Annotated in this window: 27 protein-coding genes; 12 read left to right on the top strand and 15 right to left on the bottom strand. The window is 67.4% G+C overall.

Annotation, left to right across the window (positions count from 1 at the left end):
* Positions 1 to 52 precede the first annotated feature (52 nt).
* Positions 53 to 610: a hypothetical protein gene (locus ACZ3I3_RS07285; protein ID WP_467363237.1), complete on the bottom strand. Its 558-nt coding sequence runs from the start codon at positions 608 to 610 to the stop codon at positions 53 to 55.
* Between the two features lie 143 nt (positions 611 to 753).
* Positions 754 to 1,014, bottom strand: coding sequence for a WXG100 family type VII secretion target (locus ACZ3I3_RS07280; protein ID WP_010043351.1), 261 nt, complete (start codon positions 1,012 to 1,014; stop codon positions 754 to 756).
* A gap of 205 nt (positions 1,015 to 1,219) precedes the next feature.
* Here ACZ3I3_RS07280 and ACZ3I3_RS07275 point away from each other — a divergent pair, with 205 nt between their 5' ends.
* Genes ACZ3I3_RS07275 through ACZ3I3_RS07265 form a run of 3 tightly spaced genes read left to right on the top strand, consistent with a single transcriptional unit; the run spans position 1,220 to position 2,979 of the window.
* Entirely contained in the window at positions 1,220 to 1,480 is a 261-nt protein-coding gene (locus ACZ3I3_RS07275) for a hypothetical protein (protein WP_467363235.1), read from the top strand.
* 40 nt (positions 1,481 to 1,520) lie between these two features.
* The gene (locus ACZ3I3_RS07270; protein WP_467363233.1) at positions 1,521 to 2,360 is read left to right on the top strand and encodes a hypothetical protein; all 840 of its coding nucleotides are present in this window, start codon (positions 1,521 to 1,523) and stop codon (positions 2,358 to 2,360) included.
* Between the two features lie 16 nt (positions 2,361 to 2,376).
* Positions 2,377 to 2,979, top strand: coding sequence for a hypothetical protein (locus ACZ3I3_RS07265; RefSeq protein ID WP_467363232.1), 603 nt, complete (start codon positions 2,377 to 2,379; stop codon positions 2,977 to 2,979).
* Positions 2,980 to 3,001: 22 nt separating this feature from the next.
* On the opposite strand, the gene ACZ3I3_RS07260 is transcribed toward ACZ3I3_RS07265, so the two are convergent.
* Both ACZ3I3_RS07260 and ACZ3I3_RS07255 read right to left on the bottom strand, forming a co-directional pair.
* Positions 3,002 to 4,438 (bottom strand): PE-PGRS family protein, encoded by a 1,437-nt coding sequence (locus ACZ3I3_RS07260; RefSeq protein ID WP_467363230.1) that lies wholly within the window; start codon positions 4,436 to 4,438, stop codon positions 3,002 to 3,004.
* Positions 4,439 to 4,613: 175 nt separating this feature from the next.
* On the bottom strand, positions 4,614 to 5,309 hold the full coding sequence (locus ACZ3I3_RS07255; RefSeq protein WP_467363229.1) for a hypothetical protein: 696 nt from the start codon (positions 5,307 to 5,309) through the stop codon (positions 4,614 to 4,616).
* A 484-nt stretch (positions 5,310 to 5,793) separates the two neighbouring features.
* Between ACZ3I3_RS07255 and ACZ3I3_RS07250 the strand changes: the two genes are divergently transcribed.
* Positions 5,794 to 6,375, top strand: a complete 582-nt coding sequence (locus ACZ3I3_RS07250; protein ID WP_467363228.1) for a hypothetical protein — start codon at positions 5,794 to 5,796, stop codon at positions 6,373 to 6,375.
* 364 nt (positions 6,376 to 6,739) lie between these two features.
* On the opposite strand, the gene ACZ3I3_RS07245 is transcribed toward ACZ3I3_RS07250, so the two are convergent.
* Positions 6,740 to 7,000, bottom strand: coding sequence for a hypothetical protein (locus ACZ3I3_RS07245; protein ID WP_467363226.1), 261 nt, complete (start codon positions 6,998 to 7,000; stop codon positions 6,740 to 6,742).
* A complete protein-coding gene (locus ACZ3I3_RS07240) occupies positions 6,964 to 7,449 on the bottom strand; it encodes a hypothetical protein (RefSeq protein ID WP_467363224.1) in 486 nt (161 codons plus the stop codon). Before ACZ3I3_RS07240 ends, ACZ3I3_RS07245 begins: the two co-directional genes overlap by 37 nt.
* A gap of 198 nt (positions 7,450 to 7,647) precedes the next feature.
* On the opposite strand from ACZ3I3_RS07240, the gene ACZ3I3_RS07235 reads away from it, so the two are divergent.
* From ACZ3I3_RS07235 to ACZ3I3_RS07210, 6 genes are all read left to right on the top strand, one after another.
* A complete protein-coding gene (locus ACZ3I3_RS07235; RefSeq protein ID WP_467363223.1) occupies positions 7,648 to 8,223 on the top strand; it encodes a hypothetical protein in 576 nt (191 codons plus the stop codon).
* Positions 8,224 to 8,334: 111 nt separating this feature from the next.
* Positions 8,335 to 9,510, top strand: a complete 1,176-nt coding sequence (locus ACZ3I3_RS07230) for a hypothetical protein (RefSeq protein WP_467363222.1) — start codon at positions 8,335 to 8,337, stop codon at positions 9,508 to 9,510.
* Between the two features lie 47 nt (positions 9,511 to 9,557).
* Positions 9,558 to 10,136 carry a hypothetical protein gene (locus ACZ3I3_RS07225; RefSeq protein WP_467363221.1) on the top strand — a complete coding sequence of 193 codons (579 nt, stop codon included), beginning with the start codon at positions 9,558 to 9,560 and terminating at the stop codon, positions 10,134 to 10,136.
* A gap of 60 nt (positions 10,137 to 10,196) precedes the next feature.
* Complete coding sequence (locus ACZ3I3_RS07220) at positions 10,197 to 11,036, top strand: hypothetical protein (protein WP_467363219.1); 840 nt, start codon at positions 10,197 to 10,199, stop codon at positions 11,034 to 11,036.
* A gap of 568 nt (positions 11,037 to 11,604) precedes the next feature.
* Positions 11,605 to 11,856 carry a hypothetical protein gene (locus ACZ3I3_RS07215; RefSeq protein WP_467363217.1) on the top strand — a complete coding sequence of 84 codons (252 nt, stop codon included), beginning with the start codon at positions 11,605 to 11,607 and terminating at the stop codon, positions 11,854 to 11,856.
* 108 nt (positions 11,857 to 11,964) lie between these two features.
* Complete coding sequence (locus ACZ3I3_RS07210) at positions 11,965 to 12,435, top strand: RDD family protein (protein WP_467363216.1); 471 nt, start codon at positions 11,965 to 11,967, stop codon at positions 12,433 to 12,435.
* 119 nt (positions 12,436 to 12,554) lie between these two features.
* Here the strand turns inward: ACZ3I3_RS07210 and ACZ3I3_RS07205 are convergent, their stop codons facing one another.
* The 6 genes from ACZ3I3_RS07205 to ACZ3I3_RS07180 all read right to left on the bottom strand — a co-directional run bounded on the left by ACZ3I3_RS07205 (position 12,555) and on the right by ACZ3I3_RS07180 (position 17,723).
* On the bottom strand, positions 12,555 to 13,322 hold the full coding sequence (locus tag ACZ3I3_RS07205) for a hypothetical protein (RefSeq protein WP_467363215.1): 768 nt from the start codon (positions 13,320 to 13,322) through the stop codon (positions 12,555 to 12,557).
* Entirely contained in the window at positions 13,303 to 13,647 is a 345-nt protein-coding gene (locus ACZ3I3_RS07200; RefSeq protein ID WP_467363214.1) for a hypothetical protein, read from the bottom strand. The genes ACZ3I3_RS07205 and ACZ3I3_RS07200 overlap by 20 nt, the downstream gene beginning before the upstream one ends.
* Positions 13,648 to 13,694: 47 nt before the next feature.
* Positions 13,695 to 15,086, bottom strand: coding sequence for a C2 family cysteine protease (locus ACZ3I3_RS07195; protein ID WP_467363213.1), 1,392 nt, complete (start codon positions 15,084 to 15,086; stop codon positions 13,695 to 13,697).
* A 101-nt stretch (positions 15,087 to 15,187) separates the two neighbouring features.
* Positions 15,188 to 15,538: a hypothetical protein gene (locus tag ACZ3I3_RS07190; RefSeq protein WP_467363212.1), complete on the bottom strand. Its 351-nt coding sequence runs from the start codon at positions 15,536 to 15,538 to the stop codon at positions 15,188 to 15,190.
* 440 nt (positions 15,539 to 15,978) lie between these two features.
* The gene (locus ACZ3I3_RS07185) at positions 15,979 to 17,061 is read right to left on the bottom strand and encodes a hypothetical protein (protein ID WP_467363210.1); all 1,083 of its coding nucleotides are present in this window, start codon (positions 17,059 to 17,061) and stop codon (positions 15,979 to 15,981) included.
* Positions 17,052 to 17,723: a hypothetical protein gene (locus ACZ3I3_RS07180; protein WP_467363209.1), complete on the bottom strand. Its 672-nt coding sequence runs from the start codon at positions 17,721 to 17,723 to the stop codon at positions 17,052 to 17,054. Before ACZ3I3_RS07180 ends, ACZ3I3_RS07185 begins: the two co-directional genes overlap by 10 nt.
* Positions 17,724 to 18,397: 674 nt before the next feature.
* Between ACZ3I3_RS07180 and ACZ3I3_RS07175 the strand changes: the two genes are divergently transcribed.
* A complete protein-coding gene (locus ACZ3I3_RS07175) occupies positions 18,398 to 20,323 on the top strand; it encodes a glycosyltransferase (RefSeq protein ID WP_467363207.1) in 1,926 nt (641 codons plus the stop codon).
* A gap of 27 nt (positions 20,324 to 20,350) precedes the next feature.
* Complete coding sequence (locus ACZ3I3_RS07170; RefSeq protein ID WP_467363205.1) at positions 20,351 to 21,535, top strand: LCP family protein; 1,185 nt, start codon at positions 20,351 to 20,353, stop codon at positions 21,533 to 21,535.
* Between the two features lie 58 nt (positions 21,536 to 21,593).
* Here the strand turns inward: ACZ3I3_RS07170 and ACZ3I3_RS07165 are convergent, their stop codons facing one another.
* From ACZ3I3_RS07165 to ACZ3I3_RS07155, 3 genes are all read right to left on the bottom strand, one after another.
* Positions 21,594 to 22,844 (bottom strand): hypothetical protein, encoded by a 1,251-nt coding sequence (locus ACZ3I3_RS07165; RefSeq protein WP_467363204.1) that lies wholly within the window; start codon positions 22,842 to 22,844, stop codon positions 21,594 to 21,596.
* Positions 22,834 to 24,888, bottom strand: a complete 2,055-nt coding sequence (locus ACZ3I3_RS07160) for a hypothetical protein (protein ID WP_467363203.1) — start codon at positions 24,886 to 24,888, stop codon at positions 22,834 to 22,836. Before ACZ3I3_RS07160 ends, ACZ3I3_RS07165 begins: the two co-directional genes overlap by 11 nt.
* 161 nt (positions 24,889 to 25,049) lie before the next feature.
* The gene (locus tag ACZ3I3_RS07155; protein WP_467363202.1) at positions 25,050 to 25,748 is read right to left on the bottom strand and encodes a hypothetical protein; all 699 of its coding nucleotides are present in this window, start codon (positions 25,746 to 25,748) and stop codon (positions 25,050 to 25,052) included.
* Positions 25,749 to 26,129: the final 381 nt, after the last annotated feature.

The following is a 26,129-nucleotide window of genomic DNA, read 5'->3' as shown; positions in this document are numbered from 1 at the left end:
GACACAGCGGGCCCTGCCTTCGCAGACGGGGCCCGCTGTGTCGGTTCCGCGGTTACGGCTTGGTGAGGGAGGTCCGGAGGATCCAACGCCGACGGAGCGTCACGGCGACTGCTCCCGACAGGAAGGCGGCAGCGAGGGCCGCTGTGCCGTACGTCGGCAGGTCAGCGGGAGGATCCATCACCCAACCGCGGGCAAGAACGCGGGACGGATCCTTGGGATCGTAGGTCACGAGCATCGACTCACCGGTATGTGCGTCGGGAAGCATCCCGGCGATCTCGGAGAGCTCGACCGCGGTTCCTCTCTCATGGCCCTGGGCGAGACGGACTTCGACGTGCTGGGGCTTGGTGTCGACGTCAGTGACCGTGGCGGCCACGGTGACGCCGCGGGAGCGCAGATCCTCAACCAAGGAGCGCGACGGAAGCCAGAGGAAGAGAGCCATCCCGGCACACAACGCGCACAAGCCGATGCAAGCCCAGACAACACGCAACCCTGGAAGCTGTGGGCGTGGCTTGAATTCGGCCACTCTGGCGGCGGCCTGCCGTGCGCGTTCTGCCTTAGGGGGTAGCTGATAGTTGTCTGCGGGGCGGCGCTGCTGCTGTTTCTTATTCATCGTGAACTGGCCATGGAAGAGCGCGGCCCTTTTGCCGAAGCCCGTGTGTCCTGCTGAAAAAGCCGCCGGGGCACCCCGTACGAGGTTCGAGGACCTCGAAGGAATGCCCCGTCAGGCTGTGGCATCGGCGCGGCCGCGTCGGCTCAGGTGGCGCGCTCGATGTTGTCGGCGCTGGTGTTGGCCGACTTGCTGGCCTCGTTCAGCGTGTCGACCCACTTGTCGAACGTCGGCTTCACGTCGTGCCAGTCGTTCCGGAAGCGGTCGGCCTTGGGGCCCTTCCAGTAGCCCGAGCTCCGGCTGGTGGCCGTCTCCAGAGCCTTGATGAGGCCCTGGAGGTCGGTGGCCTTCTTGCCGAAGAGCTTGGAGAGCTCCCGAAGCTGAGTGAGATCTGCACCGCGATCCATGGCGATCCTCCCCGTGTCACGTTAGGTAAACGGACTATCCGTTTGCAACAAGGGACGCTACCGCACCAGACGTAGTTGCAGTCCAGCGCCTTGGGAGATGGGAGTTTCGTGTGAACGAGTGGTGTTGGCCTGGGCCGGGAGCCCGACGAAGGTCTACACGGAGCGCCAGTATGCTGAGGCTCCTGGGACAGCGGGGGAGGCTGCTATGGCAAATCCTGACATTCAGGAACTCAACCAGCGGGCCGGCCAGCTGAGGTCGCTGGCCGACCACATCGACTCACTTGTCGATGCTGCCAAGAAGCACAGCACCGTCGGGATGAAGACCTGGTCGGGCCCCAACGCGGACGACGTGCGCGGGCGCCTCAAGAGCTGGCAGACGACGTGTGGCACGGTCGCCAAGGCGCTGCGCGACGAAGCGCACCAGTGCGCGCAGGACGCCAAGGACCTGAAGGACGAGAAGAAGTAGCGGGGACTGCCCCTGCAACGGCGAGAGGAACCCCCTACCAGTGCCCTCGTACGACAGCTCCCGGGCTCGTTTCCGGCTGGCCGACCGCCACATCGCTGTGTTCGCACACCTCCTGGACGGCGAGACGCCACCTGAGGCGTTGTGGGAGTCGCTGGTCGAGCTTCAGCGCATCGGCCTGGTCGGTGAGGAGGGAGAACTGGCTCCGGTGCTCCGCGAGCCGCTCGGCGCCCTGGCCGACCCGATGGTCATGATCCAGGTGGAGATCACGGGTGAGCACGGCGTGGTCAACCACGGTGTGGTCGTGGGCCAGGAGGCCGTGATCTCACACGACGGCTGGCCGGGCGAGGAAGAGTCCGAGTACGTCTCCATCGAGCCGAACACCCTCGTGTGGGAACTGGCCCGCAAGGTCAACCTGCATCGTGGGGAAAAGCCGGTGGAAGGCGCTCCCGAGGTGCGAGTCGAGACGACCATGGGTGCTCTGGACGCCGCGTTCGTCACTCTTGAAGAGCCTGGCGCCGACGAGGACACGACCCGCGGCCTCGTTCGCAAGGCACTCATCGAGGCGGACAGCAAGCTCAAGGACCCGGTCCTGGGCCAATTCCTTGACTTGGTCGTCTCCTTGAACGCCACTTGGCGCATCACCACCGCTTGGGACGGCGAACACGAGGGCCAGCGCTCCACCATGGTCCGCGCCCTGGCCGTCTGGGACTGCGGCCCCCTCGGCTACTGGATCCGTGAGCAGCCCGAAGAGCCCATCATGCCGGGCCAGGTCGGCCCGGACAGCGCGCTCGTTCTGGTGAAGTCCGACTCCGCCGAGGTGTGGGAGAAGCTGACGGATCTGTTGCCGGACAAGGAAGAACTGCTGATCGCGGGCGAGTGAGACCGGAGTCTCGGACATGACCGAGGTGTATCCGCGTGCGAGCCGACACGAACTGCGGCGTCGGCTCGGCACGCTGGGGCTTCTCGTCTTTCTGCCCCTGGCGCTGACCGGCTGTGCGTGGCTGGCTCAGCACCAGGGCCCACTGATGTTGGCGGGCGCGATCCCGGCCATGCTCTCGCTGGTAGTTGCCTGGGCCATGTGTGGTGCCGGACCGGGTGCGTGCGTAGCGGTCTTCGGGTTTGCCTTCATGCTCTTTGTAGGTCCGGCCATGGGCGACTACGTCCTCAACCATCGTGGCGTGCGGCACGGCGCAGTGATCGGCGACGTCAGCACGTACTGGAAGAAACACGGGGACGGCCGGGCCTGCACGGTCGTGACGACTGATACCGCCAAGTCCGGCGCCTACGAAGTGGACGACCCCGACGGCTGTGACGACGACCTCAGGGAAGGGCAGAACGTAACCCTGGTGGTCGATCCGGAAGGCTGGCTGAAGCCACGGCTGAGCAGTCACGTCAACGACGTTGCGCCATACCTGGTCTGGACGTCCGCCGGGCTGCTCACCGCGACGAAGAGTCTTGTACTGTACGGGCGGCTTCGGCGGCGGGGGTTGCGGGTTTAGCCCTCAGCCCCTGAGCGGGACGTCAGAACCAGTTCATCGGATTCGCCTTGGACTTGGCGATGCTCTTCCCCAGGTCTTTCGCCTTGTCACCGACCCAGTCGGCCGCCTTGCCCGCGCCCTCCTTGATGTCGTCCCAGTGCTGGACGACCTTCGCGCCGCCGTAGATGAGGCCCGTCCCCACTGCGAGACCGATGGTGACCGGGTTGGGGGCGACCATGGCCGCCGTGAGGGAGGCGTTGAAGCCGACCTCGGCGACATCTGCGACGTACGCGGCGCCCTTCTTTTTGAAGGCGTCGACGGGGTTGCCTTGAGAAATCACGTTGGCGGCACTGAAGCCGGTCGAAATGACACCGCCCACGATGCCGGCGCCGCGCAGGAACCCGGCAGTCTTGGCGGCGGCCCCGAGGCCAGTGCGCAGGGCCCCTGCGCCTCGTGCGGCATTCGTGGCCTCGGCCACGGAGTTGGCGAACCGCTGGCTGTTCGCGGCCTTGGTGAACACTTTGATCAGGCTCGCGTTGCCAGCGCGGGCGACAGCCTGACCGGAGTGTGTGAAACCGCCGTACATCTTGGCCGCCTGGTCGGAACCGACCAGAAAGTCGATGACGCCGTTGGCGCGGAGCGTGTTCATCAAGGGCGTGGCGCGCACCCAGTTGTAGCCCTGGCCGATCAGGTCTCCGCGAATGCCGCTGGTGAGAGGGATGCGGGAGAGGCTCTGATAAGTGGCGCTCCTGCCGAAGAGCGAACCGAGCTGACCGGGAAGCCAACTGCCCGGCGCGCTCAGCGAACGGAGCTTCGGCGTCCACTTGATCAGGCCGTTGCCCGCGGACCGTATAAGTCCGCTCTCGGAGCCTCGCAGTACCACGCCCAGTCGCGTCTTCCAGCTCCGAAGGGCGCCGGCCTTCAGCGAGTTACCGAGCAGCACCTTGGTCAGAGAGGTGCCCTGGAGGGTGACGACGGCCGTGGCGGCGGTCACCGAGCCCCAGTCGCCGTACAGGCCGATCATGGAGGCGATCGTCTCTTCGTGCGGCTGCAGCCCGGGGATCTGGGCTATGGCGTGAGCCTCCAGCCGCTGGATCCAGTCCGCCAGCGACTCGTCGGGCTGTCGCTTGAACTTGTCGGCGTTCGGATCGTCGCTGGCCGCGACGGAGTTGGCCAGGAGGAGAGCGTCGGGGCCGAGACCCTCGCTCTTGTACTTCTCGATCTCCTTGGGGCTGAACCCGGCCCACATGAGTCCGGCTTGGGGGTCACCGCTTTCCAACCGGGCGAAGACGGCCCGCTTGCGCAAATCCGGTGCCGTGTCCTTGGCCCAGCCGCGCAGAGGCTTGAGCGAGGTCAACTTGCTCGTGACGCCCAGCCTGGAGGCTCTGGTGAATGCTTCATCCAGGCGATCCTGAACCCCGCCGCGCCCGTCGAGCAGCTTCGCGAGCTGGTCCAGGTCGTCCGGATTGACCGTCCTCATGCCCACGTTTCATTCCCCAGAGCGTGTGTCCCGGAACCAGCCGGTCAAGGCTGTGGAGTCGTTGCTCCAGGGTACGGACGAGGCTTCACGTAAGATCGTTTGCTCACCATCTCTTTACTGTATGCAAACGCACTCTTAAGAAAAGCCCTGGCTCGGCACGCTCTTCTTGCTGTGCTCAGCTGGTACGCAGGAGCGCATATGCGAAGACGAGGCGCCGATCCAGCCACGCGGCCCGGACCAGGAACCTGCGGTCGCCCTCGGAGGTCAGGACGAGTTCGTCGCCGGCCTTCCACTCGAGGACTCGCGACTTGGCCGGCTGGTCACCGCCCTCCGCCCCCATGTCGGCGACGGCTTGGACGACGCCCAGCAGCATCTTGCCCGCGCCGCGCTGGACCATCTCCTTGGGGCCGCCCTTCGCCCACTCCGCGCTGGTCACGATCTCGGGGTGCCCTGGCTGGGCGATGCGCCAGGTCGGCTTCAAGGCGTGCTTCAGCGGAGCGATGCGCTGAATCGTCCCGATGACCTGCCCCTGAGCGTCACGCACCGCGTAGTGGCGCCGGCCCTCGATGTCCTGTGGCTCGTCGAGGGAGCAGAGCAGTCTGCCGCCTTCCGCGTCCTCGTACAGCCGCCGACTGTCCGCAGCCGACGACTGCGGCGGAAAGAAGGCACAGGGTGCGTTGACGCGTTGGACACCGGAGCCCTGCGGAACCCTGAAGGCGCGGACGCCGGGCGCGGCACGCTTGCGCTGCCCCGTGGCAGGCCGTTCCTCGTCGGTAATGGCGAACTCCCAGGCGTCCGTCCAGGGGACGACGTGAATAGGAGGTTCGTCGACGTGCCTGTTCTTGCCGAACACGGTGCCTCTCCGGGTCATTGCGGGGATGGGGTCCGACCATAACCCCAGCCGGTGAGGTCGCGGACGGCCCGGGCATCGGGGTGCTTGTCCGCGTCATGCGTACGACCTCGTCGGACAACTCCGACCCCCTTGGGTAACACGCCCGCTCGAGTACCATCGTGTCGCCTACCCGCACGGCTTCTTCACCAGCCGCCTTGATTCCGCACAGCACGCGCAGAATCCGTCGGACTGTGCGTCGCCGCCGACGCGGAGAGGCAGAGGTCGTTGTCCGCTGGTGGCCCTCCGACTTGAGCGAGTCGGGGATGCCGCGACCGCGGCCTTGACTTCCTCGTCCTGCGGATTCAGGACCACTTGGTGGGAGCAGATGGTCGGAATTTGGTAGGGAAATTGATCTGTTTGCTGTTTGCCCGCATGCAACGGTGTGTGCTGTGCGCTCCCCCCGGCCAGCCTGTCATGTGGTTCGATTGCCTTTGCCGATGGATGAGGGGAAGGCGTCAAGCGTATGAGCGGGGTGTCGTTCGAGCTGCAGCGTGCCGCGTCATCAGGTAAGGGTCCTCATGGCGATACCTACTCGTGGGTGGGGCACGTGGAGGGACTCGGGCGGATCGAGCTGGCCTTCCCTACGGAGTACAGCGACTACCCGTCGGAATATTGCGAGGTGGCCGCGAGCGGGCAGAACTTGCCGCTCACCACGTATCTCGGGCTGCGCTATCTCCGTCGCCCCCTGCTGGCCAGTGGGGAACTGCGGGTCGACTGGGATCCAGCGGAGCTCTCCAGGAACGTGTGGTGGCCCGGCTGCAGGGGGCGTGCTCTGCGGATCTTGGTCAAGGGGCGTGAGTACACCTACGCCGAGCGGGGCGGCAAGCGCAGCCACGAACTGGTGCGCTCAGGTGCCGCCGTGCACATGAGGCGTTCGAGCTGGAGTAACCCACGCATCCTTTCCGGGACATGCCTGGGCGAGGCGGATGCCCTCGACATCAGTCTCGCTCTCGTCTTTGAGGGCGTCTACACGCGGAACCTCACGACGCGCGGTGCGCTCGTGTCGCTGCCCGGACGTTTCCTCAACCGGTTCAGCTCTCTATAACCCAGACCGGGTGAGAGTTCGCTACTCCGCCGTGTCCGAGAATCTTTGCATCAGGGCGAATGGAGACGACAACGCGGAGCCACCCAGGGGGAGGACTTCAGTGTCCACCTCCTCGAGCACGATGGCGATCGCCAGGTCCACGGCGTCAACCGGGCCGGTGGCCGTGCCCGCGCGGCAGGTCGTGGTCGGCGGAACGTGCCGACCGGGCTCAATCGAGACCCGGACGCCCTCTCTCTCCAGGACCTTCACACTCCCCCACTCCTCGGAGTAGCAGACGTACTCCCGACCCTCGTACGCGATGCGCAGCGCCCGGTCCTCCTTTCGTAGGGCCCGTGCGTTGAAGCGCAGCTCCGCGTGCCGGCCGTCAAGGGTGAGCTCGGCCTTGAACAGCGAAGGCCTTCCTGACCTGCGCTTCCCACGGAAGCTCGTCTCCGGGAAGGCGGGGGCCGGTCAGCCGGGCGGTGTCCATGCCCTTTTCGAGCGGCCGGTAGAGCGGGCAGCGCTCCACGGTGACGGAGCCGAAGTGCCCCACGTCCCCCTTGACTCCGGCCTTGGGCAGCTCCTTCTTGATGCTGACGCTGTACGGGGTCAGCTCAAATTCAAAGGACTCACTACTCGGTTCCATGACGACAACTGCTCATTCCGTACCAGTGTTCGACTACCTTCAGCCCCCCGGTAGACGATGCCGGTCCCTACAGCGAGACCGATCATGACCGGATTGGGTGTGACCACCGCCGCGGTCAAAGGGGCATTGAACCCAACCTCCGCGTAATTGGCCAGGTAGCCGGCCTTGTTCTCCCACTCCTTCGCGTGGTCCACGGTGGCGATGTTGGCCACGGAGAATGCCGTCGCGCCCGCCGACCCGACGATGCCCGCCCCTCGCCACAGCCCCGCGGTCTTCGCTGCCGCGCCGAACCCACCGGCCTTCCCGACCGTCCAGAGGCCGGCCTGTCCCGCGCGGGTGACTTGCTGCCCGGAGTGGGTCGGCCCGCCGTACATGCGCGCCATGTCGTCCGACCCGGCGAAGGAGTTGATGGCCTGGTTGAGAGCGAATCCCAGCAGTTTGGAATTCATGAAGCCGCCGTATCGGAGGGTTGTACCCCTTGAGCATCCTGCCCGCCCAGTGCAGGATCGGATTGCTTCCGGCCGCGGTCCACCGCGCGCCCGGACATAACCGGCGAACCCGACTAACCGAGTCCTGTCAGCTCGTTGTTGAGGTGCGGTGGGTAACCTGACCGGAACGAAGACTCCCTTAAGTCGAATGGAGCGGTCGTGGGCGGCACGGACGGTTCTGGAGTTGGCGCGGCGACAGCGCCGTACGGTCAGGCGGTGGTGTACGAGGAGAAGCTGCCGAGGCGCTGGATGATCGCTACCGTGGTGGTTCTTGCCATCTGGGTCGCCTATCAGGCCAGCATCCTGCTTCCCGAAGACAGCACGGTTTGGTTCGTCATTCTCGGTTTTTCGGCGATTCTCGGGCTCGTATTCAATGCTGTACCCATTTCCAAACGCATCTATAATCGAATCCGCATTCGAGGCGGGCGCCTGACCGTGGGACGGGAGACGATCCCGGTGGAATCGTTGACGGTCGACTCACTTCGGGAGGCTCGTGAACAGCCGACGGATGCGGAGTTCGTCGCGTCCCTGACTTCGCGGTCGCGTGAGGAACTTGCGGAGTTGCGGGGGAGGAGTCGTGCGACCAAGCCGCCCCGGGTCATGGGTGGGGGATGGTCCGTGCCGATGGGCATGGATCAGATCGTGGTCCAGACCGCGCAGGGTGAGTCGCTGCTGATCGCCACTCACCACCGCGAGGCGCTGGTCGACGCACTGATGCGGGCCCGGCAGATCTAGAGCCGGAGCCCGGGCTCCGAGGTCCAACGACTGGAGCCTCGATAGGCTGTTCACTGCCTGTGCTGCTTCCTTCTCGGGAAGGAGCCGTCTTTGATCACCTGAAGGAGCTTCGTGACAGGCAAGCTGAACAGAGTGGTGAACCCGCAAGACCTCGAACAACTGGCCAAGTTGCTCGATGGGCGGGGAGGAGTCGGGGACAAACTCAGTGAGGCATTCACGCGGGCCTCGGCGCTCGGGGTGTCGAGCAAACTGGCTGCGATACGGCCGATGCATTCATGGGTATCGGACACCGCGCCCGAACTTCGCAGGAAGGCAGCGTATGCCCGCCTTGAGGATGGCGATCCGCTGGCCGGGCTGCTGCTCGCCGGATTCACTCCTGAGCAGCTCAAGAACAAGGACCTGCCACCAGATGTCCTGTTGGTCGCCAATGCAACCGCGTCCGACGGCGATCTCGACGATGACTGGCTCAAGAAGAAGGACGGCGAGACCCTCGACGACTGGCTCGTCAGAGTGCAGGGCGATGCTGTCACCCAGCTCACGGGCAACGAGAAGCTAGGCAAGGCCGTCGCAACATACATCGAAGGGGCCGCCAACCTGTCGGCGTTCTTTACCTCGTCGACCACAGCGCTGGCGGGCGGCACGTCGCTCATCAAGTACTTCAAAGCGTCCAAGGTGCTCAATGCCCCGGGCACGCTCACTTCCCGCCTCATCAACGGCCACTGGGACAAGCTGTCCCGGATTCCCAGGGCCGGGAGTTGGCTGACCCGGGTGCCGACCAGTGTGATCGCCGGCTCCGATGAGGCGGCGATGCTCGCCGGGTACATGCGCAACGGCTCCTTCTACATGCCCACTTCCTCCGAGGCCAACCTGCTCCGTGTCGCACAACGCGGCGGTCTCGCCAATGCGGCGAAGGCCGCCGGATGGCTGCGCGGCGCAGGCATTGTCGGTTCTGTCGGTACTACCGCCTGGGGTGTGGCCAACCTGGCGACCATGGATCACGGCAAGGCGTGGAAAGAGGACAAAGCCAAGTACCTTTCCAACTGGACAGGTACGGCGTTCAACGCCTCGCTCACCGCCGCGATGATCGCCCCCAACCCGGTCACCGTCGGTCTGGCCGTCGGCACTGGACTTGCTTATGCCGGAACCCTGGTCTGGGACAACGCGGACAAAATCAGTCAAGGTGCGGAGGAGGCCGCGGACTGGGTCGGTGACAAGGCCGAGAAGGCCGGCGAGGCCATCTCCGACGGTGCCAAGAAGCTCGGGAGCGCCCTCAATCCGTTCGACTGATGCCGACTGTGGCACATCCGCGCCGGGCGGCGCGAGGGGAAGGAACCATGCAACAGAACACGTACACGCTCGAACACTGGGAGGACCGTTCAGGTCATCGGTTGACCTGGAAGTTCGGGTATCGGGGCACAGCAGGAGGGTTCGGCAGGATCGAGGTGGTCTACCCGTCGAGCCGGCACGGCGACCGTCATGTCACTGAGGTCAGGGGCGACACCGTGCCCGTCACCTCCTTCATGGGCTGGGCCTACGGACGAAAGCCCTCGCTTTACATAGCGGAGCTCAGTGTCGGTGGGGCCGGAGTCCGGCTCAAGCGCAACAGATGGGCCCAGACCAGAGCCGGTCGGGCGCTGCGGATGCAGGTGGCCGGGCGGGAGTATCGCTACCTCGCGACCAGCGCACGGCACGGCGACCGGGCCCTGATCCGGAACGGTGCGGAGGTCCGGATCCGCCGCCACGGCAGCGGTGCACGGAAGAAGGCCACGTTCACCGTCCTCGGCCCGGCCGACGCCACCGACCTCGCCCTGGCCGCCGTTATGTGTGGCGTCAACACCCGCAATCTCACCAGAGCAGGGGCCGTTCGCGCCTTTTTCGCCAGGTCGCTGCAGTGGCTGGACATATTTCAGTGACCCCCATGTACTCCCTTATCCATCACCGCCAAACGTTTCAGATGACGAAAGCGACACCCAATGCCCTCGTATGACAGCACGCGGGGTCGGTTCCGGCTTGCCGAGAGCCACCTGGCCGTCCTCGGCCACCGCATCGAAGGAGAGGAGGTGCCCTCGGAGCTGGCCGAGGCCGACCGCGAACTGCGCGAGGCCGGCCTGACCGGCCAAGACGGGAACCTCGACTTCGCGTTGACCCCGTTGGTCAGCACCTTGCGGACGCCCGCCGTCGTCCTTCACGTGGAAGCGCTCGGTGAGCACGGCACCCTCCATCACGGCGTCACCATCGGCGACGGCTATGTCTACTCCCACGAGTCTTGGCCGGGCTCCGCAGAGTCGGAGTATGTCCGTCTGGAGCCGAACATGCTCGTCTGGGCGCTGGCCCGGATGGTCAACCTCCAGGGAGAGGACACGGTAGAGGTTGCCACGCCCGAGATCGACGCCACCATGGCCGTCCTCGATGCGGGGCTCGCCACCTTGGACGGCCTCCAGGGTCTGACGGCCGAGGAGGGCATCGACCGGATAGCCGAGGCTCTGAAAGGTGCTGGGCTCACCCGGAAGTCGCAGCTGAGCACCCTTGCCAAGTTGATTGCCGGGATGCGTTCCAGCTGGCGGATGACCGCTGCATGGCAGGGGCACGATGAGGGGACGCCTGCCCTGCAGGTGCGCGGGTTCGCCGTGTGGGACTGCGGACCTCTCGGCTATTGGCATCGTGAGCTGCCTGCCGAGCCGGTCCTGCCCGGTCAGGTGGACAACGACACTCAGCTCAGGCTGGTCCGGGCCGATGCCAAGGAGGTCTGGCAGCTGATCACCGATCTACTCCCGGCCAGAGAGGAGTTCGCGATGGCGCCGCATCCGGGGTGAGTGGGCCCTGCCCGGAATCATCCTGGGACGGGCCCAAGTCGCCCATGGCGGTGAAGAAAGCCTCCGATGACCTTTCCGGCCACACCCGGCGATCTTCTTGACGTCGCCGCTCACCCACTCGTTGCGCCGCGTGTGCTTCAACTGACCGCGCTTTGGTGGTACGCGGCTGAGTGTCCCGACGACCTGGCCCCTGCTCGACGTGCCGCAGTCGTCCGTCGAAGTCCGCGGCCGGTTCGACGTAGCACCGTAGGCGCAGCGCGGGGTCTCCTACAGGGTGCAGGAAACGACGATCGTCCGGGCGTCGGCCTCTCCCTTGTGCGCGCATGGGCTGGCCTGCGGGCCGGTCGCACGGATACACCCGCTGTTGCAGGAGATACCTGATGACGATCTATGGTTGGTGATCATTATCACGGACACACCAACAGGAGATGCGATGCGGAAGTATCGAGTCGCTCGTGGCGCCCTTGCGGTGGCCGGCGCTGTCACCCTTGTCGTCGCCGCGACGGGCAGTGCCAGTGCGGCTGACACCACGCTGCCACTGAAGCGCGGCGGGCACACCATCGGGACGATGACCCACCTTGACCCCGACCCCGACACGTTTCGTGTGTGCGACACGCGGGCCGACGGTCACGGTGTGACCGGCAAGCTCTACATGTACATGACCGGGTGGCAGTTGAAGGAGACGAAGGGGGACGGTGGCGACGCCGGTTGCGGTTCCTTCGACTACAACGTCGTTCCGTACGCTGCCAAGTACCTGATGAGGCTGTGCTGGAACGGCCCTGGCGGGGCCTGTGTCCAGAAGGAGTTCACCGAGGACTGAGCCAGCCCAAGATGACAGGCTGCTCATGTATCCCACGGAGTACAGCGATTACCCCTCGGAGTATCGCGAAGTGGCAGTGAGTGGTGAATCTGGTGGGAGATGGCTCCGATGGAATCGAAGGACTTGTTCGGCGTGCCACGGGACCAGCGCCCGAACCGGGACGCTGCTGTGGTGCCGGCGCCTGCGTCCATGGGGCGTCGCTATGCGACTGCGACCATTGACGGAACGTTCGTGACTGTCTCTGCGGGTATTTCCGGGCTGCAGTATGTGCTGGGCCTCCCGGCGTCGGAGGCGCTCCCGCTCACCAACGGGAATCTGTGGCTGCGGATTTTCGTCGCCGGAATCGGCGTCTCGTTGCTCAACCAAGTATTGCTCGTCCTTCTATTCCGCTGCAGCATAAGCAAGATGCTCGTCGGTACCGGCGTGGTCCGGCTGGCGGACGGGGGCCGGCCGCGGCTTTGGCAGCTCCTTGGCCGATGGATCGGCGGTATTGCGTCCGGCTTCACGATCCTGCCCTCGGGTTCATCCTTGGTGGAAGCGATGCGCCCCCGCTCGATTTCGCTGGGGTGCGCATCGTGAAGACTGTGGGCAAACCGCGAACTCGACATCGAGTGGAACGAGTTCCGTGAAATCGTTGGCAAGGCACTCGCGGAGGGGCGACTCAGCCACTCATCAAGAGCCGTGCACCCCCGTGCGTGCTACGCGCTTGTCCGCTTCATCCGCACGGCATCGTCCGACAACTCTGACACCTTGAACAACACGTTCGCGAACTCGACCGTGTCGCCGACTCGAACGTCGTCGTAGTCGGCCACCTTGATGCCCGCACAGCTCGCGCTGATTCCGCCGGTCTGTGTATCCGTTCCGACGTGCGCTGTGATCGACAAGCCGGTGGGGGAAGTCCACACGCCGCTGTTGTCGAGCAAGGACTGGGTTCCTCCCCTCGGAGGGAACCCCTTCGAGGCGGCGGCCAGTACTGATCGGTTGGTGGAGAAGCAAAGGCCGTTGTCCGCTGGTCCCCCCTGCGACGTGAGCGAGGCGGGTTTCGCGGCCACCGCGGCCCTGACTTTCTTGTCCTGCGGCTCCAGGACCACCCGGTAGGAGCAGATCTGGGTGACGGTGTAGCCGTGTCCCGAGACGGTGATCCGCTGCCCCGGTTCCACCGTCCGCTGCTTCTGGCCCGCCTCGTACCTGGCCCCGTCCCGGACGGTGGCGCTGCGGATTTTGCCGTCGGCGTGAGCGGCCGCGTACTGCACCCCACCTCCACCGGGCAGTCGGAAGCCACCCCCGCGCAGCACATGCAGGCCGCCTGCGGTGGCTTCGCCGGCACACACCGGGCCCTTGTCCCGTGCGGGCGGGGCTGTCGCGCCGTCGCCGTCGCCGCCTCCGTCGGACGTTCCGCACCCCGACAGTGCGAACAGAACCACGGTGCTCGCGACGACGTACCTGTTATTCCCCGGTTTCGCCACCGGTCTCCTCCTTGTCCTCGCTGTCGGCAGCGCCGTTGCCTTCGACGCGTTCGAGCACGATGCGAGTCCGGTAGTCGACGGCGGTCACTCGCCACTCGTCCCCGGTGATCTCCACGGTGTCCCCGGGGGTGAGATCGTCGTACCTCACCACGGGCGTCCCCTCGCAGCCGACGTGGATGCGGCCGTGCACCGTCGGCTCGGCGAAAAGGGTGGCCACGATGTGGTAAGAACGGCCCTCGTGCTCCACGTCGTACGGAATGTGGTACCGAAGCACCCAGCGGCCGTCGATCTCAAATGGGTACTTCACGTGCGCGCGCTCAGTCACGGGACTCACCACGTCCGTATTCTCTTCCACACCCTCGCAGGCTCACTTCACGAGACATTGAAGGCCTCAGGCCCCGCGAAGTACTTGTTGAACTGTTCCTGTGACACCTCGATCGGGGGATACCCGTCGCTTCCCCAAGGATTTCCGAGAATGACCTTGCCGTCGTCGGTGAACCCGCGGACGTAATAGGCGTGATTACTGTGATAGGTGTCTCCCCACTCTGCGGGGTGGTCGTTGTCCAGGCCTTCGTCAGCTGGGGTGTACACCGTCACCGCCCTGCCGGAGTCGAACTCCTTCTTCAGTGACGACAGGCTCTTGTCCTCGTGCTCGCCGATGCCGAGGAACCCGCCCGCTTTCAGGTCGTCTCCGGTGTTGCCCGTCAGGTAGGGCGCGGATTGCTTGGGATCGTCACCCTCGATCCCTCCATAGCCGCGCTCGCCCTCGTCGTCGCCGGTGTACGACAGGGCGAAGGCCTTCTCGTAGTACGCCGGCCAGGACTCCCCGTTACCGTAGGTGCTGATCGGGTTTCCATTGGTATCGCAGGGCAGATCCGCGGTCATGGTGACCCAGTGGTAGTTGCCCCCTTCATCCCAAATCCGCACACTCACGGTGCCGTTGGGGTTCTGTTTGATGCCGTCTCGGATGAACTGCGGGTCCTTCTGTGCGACCGCGGCGAGCGAGGCGACGTACCAGCAGTCCCCGAACTGCCGTTGGTGGATGTCGTCGACACTCACCGAGTCCTTGAACAGTGGGTCTGGTGGCGCCTCCCAGTGGATGCCCGAGTTGTTCTGTCCGTTCTGCTCGTTTCCCCCGTCCTCGTAGGCGGCGGTATTGGCGAAGGTGGGCTGCACACCGGGAAAGGCAGCGGTGAACTTGCCGATGTTCTGCGGGCTCACCTTGGACAGCATCAGACTCAGCGTGTCCCGGCGCTTGTCCTCGGGCAGGCCGTTGTCGTCGAACGGGTTCCAGGCGGAGTCGTCGGTATCGGTGAGCAGCTGGTTGTAGAAGGCCAGGTCCTTGGGCGAGGCCTTCGTCACGAGCGTGTCCAGTTCGGCGGCTGTCAGCCCGTCGAGCTCACCCGAGATCTGCTCCAGGTCGTCGCGGTTGCCGTTGGTGCCGAAGTCCTTGCCCTGCAGTTCACGGAGGCGGCGCAGCGCGTCGTCGATCTTCTTGGCGTCGGGCGCTTCCTCGTCGAGAAAGAAGCTGTCGCCGCTGACGGGATATCCCCGCTTCTCCAGCTCCTGAATTCCCTCGAGCTGCTTGATGCGGCGCTTCATCGACGACTGCATGTCGCCGAGCTCACCACCGAGGGAACCGGGCAGGCGCGGGCGACGGAAGAACGACGGCATCGGGATCACGTCACCGACGAGGTCCTGCAGATCGGGGTTCCGGGAGGCGTTCTGCCCCGACGGCAGATTCTGCTGGGCGGTGGTGAGCACGGACGCCAGCTGCGAGTGAAGCTTCCCGGAGTTCTGAGCGAGAGTGTCCAGCTGGCCGGCGAGAGCCGTCAGCTTGGGGGCGTCGAATCCCCTGAAGACCATCAGTTGCCGCCCGTTCCGGCCTTGGCCTTGTCCACGGCCTGCCGGTCCAGCTCGTCAGCCTGACCCTCCCAGCGAGTGGCGTCCGCCAACAACGCGGTACCCATGCTCCTCAGCGTGCGCTGTCGCTGCTGGAGCTTGGCGGTGCACTCGTCGGCGAACGGGCCCTGCCAGATCGCGCCCTCGTCGCCACCGGTACGGAAGGCGGCAGTGCGCGGGGTGGCCTTTTTCACCGCGTCGTCGAGATACGGTCCCAGCCTGCGGGCGAGCGCCCTCGCCTCGCGCGCACAGTCCCGCAGGCGTTCGGCCCGCTTCTTCAACTCGGCGGCGTCCTCGCCCGGCGTGGGGCCCACGTTCTCTTCCTCCCCGTTGACTGGTGATGCCTGCGTCTCTCGCGAGTCGATCTCGGCACTGCTGAGGAAGCATACGAGGGTGGTGATCGGCCTTCCGCAGGCGTGTGGAATCTCCTCGACCATCACGCGGTCCCCACAGTCGGGTCCGCGTTCCAGTCCCGCGGTGCGCTCCCGCCTTGCGCGCACCTGTGGAAACGGGGCAGTTCGGGAGGCCTGAGGTCACGGCCGAAGGCGCTCGCGGTCTGGGACTGCTGCAACAGGACCGGCGCCTAGTGGGTCCCCGCCCCGGCGACGGGCGAGGCCTGCCCCCCAGGCCGGGTCATTGCCGCCGCTCAGAGATCGGCTGTGCACGGTGCTCTCTGGGATCTCGGCGGCCTTTGTGGCGGCTGCCCCCACGCGCATGCGCGTGAGGGCTTGTCGGCAGCGGCCGAGCGCGGAATTCAGCGGTTGACGGACTGGATTTCCTGGACGGTGACGTCCTGGTCGTTGCCGAAGGTGCCGTTCGGGAGGTCGCCGCCGGCGCCGCCGGTACCGGTCCAGCTGATCTCCCAGGTGATGGTGGCCCGGAGCTTGTACGTGCCGTCGCCGGAGGAGCGGAGGTACTTGACGCCGCAGGGCGGGTCCTGATCGGCCTTGCCCTTGGCGTAGGGCTCGCCGATGGAGTCGTCGGCGTTGATGGTGCACTCGCCGGAGGCCGGATAGGCCACGGCGTCCTTGGTGCCCGACTCCAGCTTGAGGGACACCGGCTTGGCGGTGGTGGTGGCCTGGATGTTGAAGCCGGGGACGTTGAGTGCCGCCGTCGCCTGGACCTCGTCGAAGACAGCCTTGTCGAGCCAGGCCCAGGTCGGCAGGTTCACCTTGGTGGTGGCCTCGGGGGCGAGGGTGACCTTGGTGTCGGGGAGCTCCATGTGCTGGTAGGCGAGAGCGGCGAGTATCTCAGGCTTGATGGCCTCTTCGTACTGGGGCGGTGGTGCCTCGCCGTTCTCCACCCAGAAGGGGAGGTCCGTACACGACGTCCGCTTGAGATAGTCCGGCTCGTCGGGGTTCTCGACGCCGGCCCAGAACATGCCCTTGCCGTCGTTCTCGACGTTGTAGTCCTTGTAGCCGGGGGTGTCGGTCCAGCCGTACTCGTCCTCGTAGTGGCGCTGCATATCGCCGATCGCCGCACCCGCGGTCCCGCCCATGCCGGGCGTGTTCTTCTTGCGTTTGATGTCCTCGGACATCATTTTCTTGAAGTCCTTGGCACCGAGGTAAGGGGCGTACCAGCAGGGCGGTGGTGTCCAGTTGACGTCCGAGGACGTCACGTTGCCGGTGCCGCCGTCCTTGGCGACGGATCCGGAGTATTGGATACGGGCGGCGGCAAAGATGCCTGTCTTGTCGCCGCCGCCCTGCTGCTCCGTGTCGGCTCCCTTGCCGGAACCCACTGGCTTTGCCGCGTAGGCGGGTTCCGTGACGAGGGAACAGAGGGCCAGAGTCAGTGCTGCGGTACCGAGGAGTGTGCGCCGTGAGCCCCTCACTGGCATTTCGCCGCCTTCGTCTCGACGAATACCTTGGACGCCTGCCACAGGTCCGTACCCGTAGGGAACTTGACCATCACGATCTTGAAGTAATCGAAGTCTTCGAGGCTGGGCTTGGTTTTGAGCACCTTCTTGGTCTTGATTTCCTTGCCGTAGAACTTTCCTGCGTCCGCGCAGAAAGCCACCTCTACCGACTTGCCGTTCGTAGCGGACCGCGTGGTGGCGTCGTAGTGACGCAGCGTTCCGGTGGCGGTCCAGCCGCCGTCGATCCAGGCGTCGATCTGCGTATTTGCATAGCGCAGCCCATCACCGGTGGCGTAGGTGGTCACGGCCGCGTCCTTGGTCGTGCGCTTGTCGACGCCCCGATAGATGGCACGGAGGTAGTTAGCGGCGTCGTCCATCGCCGCCGCTTCGTTCTTGTCCTTCGGCTTGTCCCAGTCGAAGACCAGGTTCATGTCCTTGGGCAGGGACAAGTCCACGCCGTCCGGCTTGTCCTCCGCCGGTGCTCCCGACGGCTCCGCAGACTCCTTGGGCGTCTCAGATCCCTGGTCGGCTCCGGCGATCTTGTCGTTTCCGCTGGACTTGTCGTCCCCGCTACCGCAGGCCGTCAACAGCAGTGCCGCCGTTGCCGCCAGCGCGGCAGCAACGGGCAATGGGCGGCGCTTCACAGTGGCTCCCCGTGAGAAACAGAAGTTCAGTTAGGGCTCTGACGGTACCGGTGAGGTTTCCGGTTTCACCAGAGTGAACTTCCGAGTGAACATGGACAATCCGGGACGCAAGGGGCCCTCGCGGGACTGGCTGTGCCTTGATTGTGCTCAAGCAGGGACGGCGCCGGGTGCCGCCCTGTCCGTGCCATCGGCCATGAGGTCGAACCAGTCCGGCGGCTCGAAGAACTGCACCTCTCCTGGGGCGATGGCCGTGTTGTCCATACGCGTGTTCCGCCGACCGTCGGCGCGGTCGTCCCGCTGCCTCCCTGCAAACCCCATGAACTCTGTGAAGCTCACCGTTCCGCCCCTACAACCAGACCTCCGAAACTACACTCGCGCCCCATGCGTAACTCCCGCAGCACGAAGACGTCCGCTTCACCCGGTGAGTTCTACGGAAGCGCGTGGAGAAGACGGCCCGCGGGAGTCGGTGCACGGCCCGAACCCGGGGGCGGTGACGGACCCTGACCCCCGCCAGTTCCAAAGCCCGAGGCCGCCACAAACAGTCCCGAGACCCCCGCGCCCACTGGCTGTTACTCGCCCTCACCCTCCCCCTCGTCTTCGCCCTCCTGCTCTTCGAGGGCTGGACCCAGCACGAGGTCGACGCCGCGAAGGCGCGGTCGCCCTGTGCCTCGCCCGTGCCGGACGCCGTCGCCAAGGGCGGGCCCGTGATCGGGATCAATCGGGACGGGATCCGGTCCGGCTCGATGCCCCCGCGGACGGTCGCGCTCACCTTCGACGGTGGGCCCGACCCCGTCTGGACCCCGCGGCTGCTGGAGCTGCTCCGCAGGAACAACGCGCGCGCCACCTTCTTCCTGCACGGCGCACAGGCAGCCCGGCATCCGGAACTCGTCCGTCGTATCCGGACCGAGGGGCACGAGATCGGGTCCAACACCTACACCGGGGCCGTGCTCGGCGAGTCGTCCGCGCCCCGCTTCCGGTCCGAGCTCGAACTGACCCAGAGCGCACTCGCCGGCGCCACCGGACTGCGCACCAACCTGCTTCGGATGCCGCGGACCACCACCCCCGAGACCCTGTGCGGTCGTGAGTGGCAGGCGGCGCGGCGGGCCACCGGGTACGGGTACGTGCTCGTCGCCGCCGACAAGGGGGCGCGGAAACCGGCGCAGGGGATCGTGCGGCAGCTCAGTCAGACGGAGAGCGCCTATCTGGAGGCGCGCAGGCTCCTGAACAACCCGACCGTCGACCGGTTCACCACCGTGTCCCAAGGGCTCGGGCTCGTTCCCTACACGGCCCCGTCCCTCGTCGAGCGGTTGCTGGGGCAGGGGCTCATCCGGGTCACCAGCCTCGGGCAGGTCTTCTCCACCGCCATGATCTGGATCCTCGGCGTCGCCGGTGGGCTCGGTGTGCTGCGGCTGTTGCTGCTCGCCCTGTTCGCCCGGGCCCATGTGCGACGGCTGGAGCGGTTCCGGACCGGGGCTCCCTGGATGCGGGACACCACGGGGCCTGTGACCGTGCTCGTCCCGGCGTACAACGAGGAGGCCGGGATCGGGTCGACCCTGCGGTCGCTGCTCGACTCCACCCATGACCGGCTCCAGATCATCGTCATCGACGACGGGTCGAGCGACCGGACCGCCGACATCGCCGAGAGCATCGGCGATCCGCGGGTGGAGGTCGTACGGCAGCCCAACTCCGGCAAGGCCGCCGCCCTCAACACCGGGCTCGCGCACGCGCGGTACGACATCGTCGTGATGGTCGACGCCGACACCGTCTTCGAGCCCGACGCCATCGAGCGGATCGTCCAGCCCCTCGCGCATCCCGCCGTGGGCGCCGTCAGCGGCAACACCAAGGTCGGCAACCGGCGCAGTCTGCTGGCCCGTTGGCAGCACCTGGAGTACGTCTTCGGGTTCAACCTCGACCGGCGGATGTTCGAGGTGCTGGAGTGCATGCCGACCGTGCCGGGCGCCATCGGGGCGTTCCGCCGGGACGCGGTGATCGGCGTCGGCGGGGTCAGCGAGGACACCCTCGCCGAGGACACCGACCTGACGATGGCCCTGTGGCGGGCAGGCTGGCGGGTGCTGTACGAGGAGTCCGCCGTCGCCTGGACCGAGGTGCCCACCAGCGTCAGGCAGTTGTGGCGGCAGCGGTACCGGTGGTGCTACGGCACGCTGCAGGCGATGTGGAAGCATCGCGGGGCCCTCTTCGCCATGGGGCCCGCCGGGCGGTTCGGGCGGCGCGGGCTGACCTACCTCGCGCTCTTCCAGGTCGCCCTGCCGCTGCTCGCGCCCGTCATCGACGTCTACGCCCTGTACGGCGTGCTGTTCCGCGACCCGTGGGAGTCGGCCGCGGTGTGGTTCGCGTTCCTCGGCGTGCAGATCGTCTGCTCCGGCTACGCGCTGAGACTCGACGGCGAGCCGGTCCGGGCGCTGTGGTCGATGCCGTTCCAGATCGTCGTCTACCGGCAGTTGATGTATCTCGTCGTCATCCAGTCGCTCGTCGCCCTGCTGCTCGGCAGCCGGCTGCGGTGGCAGCGGATGAAGCGCTCCGGGACGGCCGCTGAACAGATCGGCGGGCCCGTTCCGTATAGGAGCGTGCCCATGCGTTGACCGCCACCGAACCAGCGGGAAGGGCCGATGAACGACTGGACCGACCCCCCGGGAGACCACCGGACGGCGGGGCGGGACCCGAGGAGGGTCCCGCCCCCGTCCCTCCTGGCACCCCCGCCGTCGACCCGTACGGCCCCCCTGCCCGGCATGCCCTCGCCGGCCGCGCCCGGCCGCTACGACAGCAGCGGCCACGAGCGCGGGCGGCGGGGCGGCGGCAGCAGGAACCCCCGGCGCCGTGCCGGAAAGGGCCGCCGGTTCGTGCGGACGGGGGCCGTGCTGTCGACCGTCCTGCTGCTCGCCGGCGCCGGTACGTACGTCTGGGCCGACACCCGGCTCAACCAGGAGGTCGATCTCGGAACGCTTCAAGGCCGGGCGCAGCCCGGGCAGGGCACCAACTACCTGGTCGTCGGCTCCGACAGCCGCGAGGGACTGTCGCAACAGGACCGGAAGGACCTGAACACTGGCTCGACCGACGGCCGTCGTACCGACTCGCTGATCCTGCTGCACACCGGGGTGAACGGCACCACCATGCTCAGTCTCCCGCGCGACTCGTGGGTCACCCTCCCGCCCTACGTCGATCCCGACACCGGGCGCAGCTACCCGGCCGCGCCGGACAAACTGAACGCGGCGTTCTCCCTGGGCGGACCCGACCTGCTGGTGCGGACCGTGGAACGCAACACCGGCGTGCACATCGACCACTACGCGGAGATCGGCTTCGCCGGGTTCGTGGGCGTGGTGGACGCGGTCGGCGGAGTGGATCTGTGCCTGGACAAGCCCGTACGGGACAAGGACTCCGGCGCCGACCTGCCCGCCGGCTGCCAGACCCTCGACGGAGCCGAGGCGCTGGCCTTCGTACGGCAGCGCAAGCAGGAGGCCCAGGGGGACCTGGGACGCACCCGCAACCAGCAGAAGTTCCTCGCCGCCCTCGCCCGTAAGGCGGCCACCCCGTCCACGCTCGCCGACCCGTCCAAGTCCTTCCCGACCCTGCGCGCCGGCCTCGACACGCTCATCGTGGACGAGGAAACGGAGCTGCCCGACCTCATGTCGCTGTTCCAGGCCATGCGCAAGGCCGCGTCCGGCGGGGGCAGACAGCTCAACGTGCCCGTGGCCGACCCGGACCTGCGGACGTCCAAGGGCAGCGCGGTGAAGTGGGACGACCGGCGGGCCCGCGCCCTGTTCACGGCACTGCGCGAGGATCGGCCGCCCGGCTGATCAGCGAGGCGAGCCCTCCGCCCGGCTGATCAGCGAGCCGAGCCTTCCGCCCGGCTGATCAACGAGCCCTGGCGCGACGGGAGGTGAAGCCGTCCAGCACCGGCATCAGCGAGCCGTACCCCGTCGCCGCCCACACGCTCCGCCCGGCCGGCACCTCGAAGTAGGGCACGGTACGGCCGTCCTCGTCCGTGTCGGTGAGCACCTCGGGCGCCCTGCGGGCCTGCAGCGCGTCCGCGCACTCCTGGCACACCGCCACGTCGAGCCGGTCGCGTCGGCCGATTCGGCGCCAGCCGGTGCGGAGGGCGGCGCGGCCGTGCCGGGGGTCGAAGAAGCAGAGGGGGAGGCCCAGGGAGCCGGCGAGGGCGTCGCGGCCCTCCTGCGCCAGGGCCAGGGCGCCCGCCAGGTCAGGCATGCCCCGGGCCTCGTCGAGGACCGTGCCGGCGGTGGCGTAGGCGTCGAGGGCGCGCTGGAGATCGGGTGTCGTGGTGGCGTCGGCGGCCTGGGTCGCCTCGCCGAGTGCCAGCACCTCCGCCTCGGCACGGCGCCGCAGCCCCGCCTCGTCGGCGGCCCGGGCCGTGGCGAACACGAGCTGGGGGAGGGCCGAGGGGGTCCTTCGGGTACGGACCAGGGCACGGGTCGCGAGGGCGGTCAGGGCCAGGGCGGGCACGGCGATGAGTGGCCAGAGCCACCACCCTCCGGTACCGTCCGAAGACGACTCGGACGCCGGTGACCCGGAGGCCTGGGCATCGGGCGCTGCCGAGCCGTCCAGCTCCTTCATCGCCTCTTCGTACCGCTGCCGGCCCTTGCCCTCCGCCACCAGGTCCACCGCCTTGGCGGTCAGGTCGGCCAGCCCCGCGTCCCGCAGCTCGTCCAGGAAACCTACGGCGGCCACGGCGTCCCGCGTCTGGTGGGCGTCGGAGGGCCACTCGTAGCCGTTCAGGGAGTCCGGGAAGTCGCTGTCCGTCGTGATGAGGATGAGGTCGCGCTGGTCCGCGAGCCGGTCGCGGACGACTCCGGCCAGGACATCGGAGTCACCGTCGAAGGCGTCGCCCTTGGTGAGCGGCGTGAGAACGACCTTGACGGGCAGGCCGGTCCGGCGGATCCGGTCCGCCAACTGCCGCTGCCGGGACGGTGGTACGGCATCGGTGTAGGCGTCGTCGACGTAGACGGGGGAGGTGCGCAACGCGCTCGCGATGCGCTGCCCGGCGCTCGGGGCGCCGCCGTCCGCCGCACGGGCCGGCGTGGTGGTGAGGGCCGCCAGCAGCAGGGCTGCGAGGACGGTGATCAGGCGCTTGACGTCAGTGGACACCTGCGGTCTCCCTCACCTTGTCGACGAGCCGGGCGATGCCGCCGGGCAGGGCGGTCAGCGGTCCGTCGGTCGCGTCGTAGTACGGCAGGCGGTTGTTGCCCGAGGACGGGTCGGGCAGCTTCAGCAAACTGCCCGGGATGCCGCTCGGGTCGGCGATGGCCGTGTTGCGGCAGAACTCGCAGACGGGGAGCAGGCGGCGGGCGACACCCTCGGTCGAGACGCGGACGTGGTGGCGGCTGACGCCGGACCCGTGCAGGGGGTTGACGCCGCAGCACAGGTCCGTCGTGTCGCCGGCGAGCGCGGCACGGCCCGCTCGGGCGAGCACGATGACCGCGACCAGGGTCGCGGGGTCGGTGCCCGACTCCCTGACGCGGCCGAGGTCGCCGTCGACGAGGAGCAGCGCCGCGTCGAGGTGGTCCCAGGCACGACCGCGCTCGTCCCGGCCGGCGAATTCCTCGGTGAGGGTGGTGAGTTCGGCGTAGGCGGTACGCCGGAGGTAGGACACCGACGGCTCGGTCGGGGCCGTGAGGGGCAGGCGGTGGGTCGGCTCGGGGGCGGGAGAGCGCCACCGCAGCAGGCCGCCGAAACCCCATGTCAGTCCGGCCACCACACCGGACAGCAGAAGAGCCAGGCAGGCGCCCACGAACAGGCCGGGCCAGAAGTCGGTGGCGAACAGGGGAGGGAGGGTGTTCTCGTCGGCGGCCCTCGGGGCGGGGGCCGGGGGTGACTCGGATTGCGGCCGGTCGGTGCGCGGGGTCTTGTCGATGAACGTCATGAGCTTGTCGAGGCGCTCGCCGAGGAGGTGGTCGTCGGCCTCGTCCGCCCTGCTGTCGCCCAACGTGACGGAGTCCGGTAGGTCGAAGGAGAGGCGGGTGGAGTCCAGCCGCAGCCCGTGGTTGTAGACGTCGATCGTGCCGTCGTCCGGATCGGCGACGACGTACACCCCGTCCTTGCCCACCTTGGCGTGCACCGCAGCGGCGAACAGCCCCGAGTCGCCGGCCGACTCGCTCTCGGGCGTCTGCGGCACGAGGGAGACGTACACCGGGCCGCCGCCGTCGGAGCGCCGGAAGTCCCGGATCCGGTCGTGCAGCCGGTCGAGTTGGCGGGAGTCGAGTACACGAGGGCTCTCCGGATCGGCATAGACCGGGTCCCGCTTCAGCCCTGACGCGACGCGTTCCACACGGGCGGTCAGATCGGAGGGGGTGGGCGGCTCCGCCGCGCTCGACTTGGTCTGGTCGAAGACGACGGGAGCGGTGAGGGCGATCGCCGTGGCGGTGAGGACGGCCGCGCTGGGCACGACCCACCGCGGGATGCGCCGCTCCGCTCCGGTACGCCTGCGGCGCCGCCGCACGTACCCGGCCCCCAGCACGATCAGCAGCGGTACGCCGGTCAGCAGGATCCCCGTGAGGAACGACTGGTTGCGGCGGTCGGACGGGCCGATGTACATCTCGGCGGGCTCGTCGTCCTGGTACCTCTGGCGAGCGGCCTCCGCACGGGCGGTGGCCTTCTCCTCGCCCTGCGCGATGACGTCGACGAAGCGCTCGAAGCTGCGCAACGGGCCCGCGTCGTAGGGGAGTTCGTATTGAGTGACTGTGACGGCGGCATCAGCGGGGGCGCGGACACCGTAGGCCGTGGCCTCCGCGAGGTCCTCCCCCTCGAACAGGACGTACAGCCCATCACGCCCGAGCCGGTCGTGCACCGCGCCGAGCAGCTGCTTGCCGTCCGTGCTCCTCTGCATGGGCAGGACCAGGACGTAGGTCGGGACGCCGGTCTTCTTCGCGAGTCCGGCGAAGTCGGGGGCGGTGGACCGGGGGACCTCGCGGGGGAGTTGGTCGGTGACGTGGACCGGGTTCTCGCGGAGGCGGTCGGCGAGATAGGCGGCCTGGGTGGCGGGGATCGTGTCCGCTGCTCGGGCCGGGGTGGCGGTTGCGAAGACGGCCGTCAGCGCCCAGAGGGTGAGAAACAGCCAGAGGGCACGGGTTCCGCCACCGCTTCTTGCCCATGGCTGTCCTGCGTAGGACTCGTTTGCCGTGACTGCCCTCACCGGTGTGGCCCCCCCGCGGTCCGATCACTGTCCGCGCGGCACTCTACTCGGGACTTCGCGAGTGCTACAGGTCGGCTGGTGGCGGCACGGCCCGATCCCTGGGGGCGCCGTGGGGGCGAGGACTGGTGCCGGTAGCCGAGGGACCGTAGGGGCGGTCGGCCTCAGCCCAGCTTCGCGTTCTGTGTCTTCACCACGTTCGTGGGGATCTTGGCGTCGCTGGGCCGGATGCCATCCGCGATGGCGAAGCCGTTTGCCGAGAAGTAGACGGCGAGCACGTCGCCGTGGCGGACGGCTTCGGTGTGCAGAGTGTGGGTGACACCCCGGAACGTCATCGTCGACCGGAAGGCGACAGCACCGGTCGTCATCCCCTTCTCAGCGGTGACCGAGTCGTAGGCCGAGGTGTTCTTGCCCGCCTTGGCGGTGAAACCGTCGCCGCACTCGGACACGGCCTTCGCCAAACCGGCCAACACCGACTCTGCCTTGGCCGCCGGCTCGTACGAGGTGAGAGTGATGGACGTGATCTCCTTGCCGTAACCAGCCCCGGCACTGCGCGTGAGGTCGGCCTGCGGTTCACCGAGTGGGAGTTGGTTCATCGCGTAGGCCAGCGGGGTGCAGCCGGGCTTGTCGACCGTGACCTCGTCCGAGGACTTGGCGAAGGCGTACTCGGCGTCGGGCTCGGACACGTTGTAGCCGGGCAGGTCGTCCTTCGTCACCATGACCTTCGCCAGCCGCTGCGCCGGAGCGACCGGCTTGGCCTTCGGCGCCGAGGGCGAACTGGCGGGCGCGCCCTCGCTGCCCGAGCAGGCGGTCAGTGCGGAGGCCAGGGCCAAGACGGAGACGGCCAGGGTGACGCGCTTCACGGGGGGGCTCCTCATGGGGGGATGGCGACCGAGACGAGGTCGCCGCCGCACTCTACTGAACCCACTGTCCCCTCCCGACTGGGAACCTCCCGCCTTGTGAGTGAATGGTGCAGGCATGATGGCCGGGAGGTGTTGACCGCCCCGGGGCGGGTGCGCACCCGCTGCCGCGGCGAGTTCGCTGCAGCACACCTGACCTGATCGTTCGGCCCGTGTGGTAACGGGCATTTGCCTGCCAGAAGTTGCAGATGGGTAACGAGGCGGGTGGTGCGTTCTCTGAGTTCGGGCGCGCCTTGAGGGGCTTATGTGCGGCTGATACGGTGCCCTGGCTTGACACTCACTTCGGCGCTGGCTATTCGGCCAGCTCAGGCACCAATCCAACGG

The organism is Streptomyces sp. NPDC016851, assembly GCF_055562795.1.
Note: the sequence above shows the minus strand (reverse complement) of the source record. Positions and strands in the feature narration are given on the sequence as shown.

Coding starts and splice junctions, on each gene's coding strand:
- ACZ3I3_RS07255 (WP_467363229.1), bottom strand. CDS start 5,309: ATGACCCGGAGAGGCACCGTGTTCGGCAAGAACAGGCACGTCGACGAA.
- ACZ3I3_RS07185 (WP_467363210.1), bottom strand. CDS start 17,061: ATGCCAGTGAGGGGCTCACGGCGCACACTCCTCGGTACCGCAGCACTG.
- ACZ3I3_RS07170 (WP_467363205.1), top strand. CDS start 20,351: ATGAACGACTGGACCGACCCCCCGGGAGACCACCGGACGGCGGGGCGG.
- ACZ3I3_RS07265 (WP_467363232.1), top strand. CDS start 2,377: ATGACCGAGGTGTATCCGCGTGCGAGCCGACACGAACTGCGGCGTCGG.
- ACZ3I3_RS07250 (WP_467363228.1), top strand. CDS start 5,794: ATGAGCGGGGTGTCGTTCGAGCTGCAGCGTGCCGCGTCATCAGGTAAG.
- ACZ3I3_RS07285 (WP_467363237.1), bottom strand. CDS start 610: ATGAATAAGAAACAGCAGCAGCGCCGCCCCGCAGACAACTATCAGCTA.
- ACZ3I3_RS07240 (WP_467363224.1), bottom strand. CDS start 7,449: ATGAATTCCAAACTGCTGGGATTCGCTCTCAACCAGGCCATCAACTCC.
- ACZ3I3_RS07215 (WP_467363217.1), top strand. CDS start 11,605: ATGACCCACCTTGACCCCGACCCCGACACGTTTCGTGTGTGCGACACG.
- ACZ3I3_RS07225 (WP_467363221.1), top strand. CDS start 9,558: ATGCAACAGAACACGTACACGCTCGAACACTGGGAGGACCGTTCAGGT.
- ACZ3I3_RS07210 (WP_467363216.1), top strand. CDS start 11,965: ATGGAATCGAAGGACTTGTTCGGCGTGCCACGGGACCAGCGCCCGAAC.
- ACZ3I3_RS07275 (WP_467363235.1), top strand. CDS start 1,220: ATGGCAAATCCTGACATTCAGGAACTCAACCAGCGGGCCGGCCAGCTG.
- ACZ3I3_RS07260 (WP_467363230.1), bottom strand. CDS start 4,438: ATGAGGACGGTCAATCCGGACGACCTGGACCAGCTCGCGAAGCTGCTC.
- ACZ3I3_RS07245 (WP_467363226.1), bottom strand. CDS start 7,000: ATGGAACCGAGTAGTGAGTCCTTTGAATTTGAGCTGACCCCGTACAGC.
- ACZ3I3_RS07280 (WP_010043351.1), bottom strand. CDS start 1,014: ATGGATCGCGGTGCAGATCTCACTCAGCTTCGGGAGCTCTCCAAGCTC.
- ACZ3I3_RS07220 (WP_467363219.1), top strand. CDS start 10,197: ATGCCCTCGTATGACAGCACGCGGGGTCGGTTCCGGCTTGCCGAGAGC.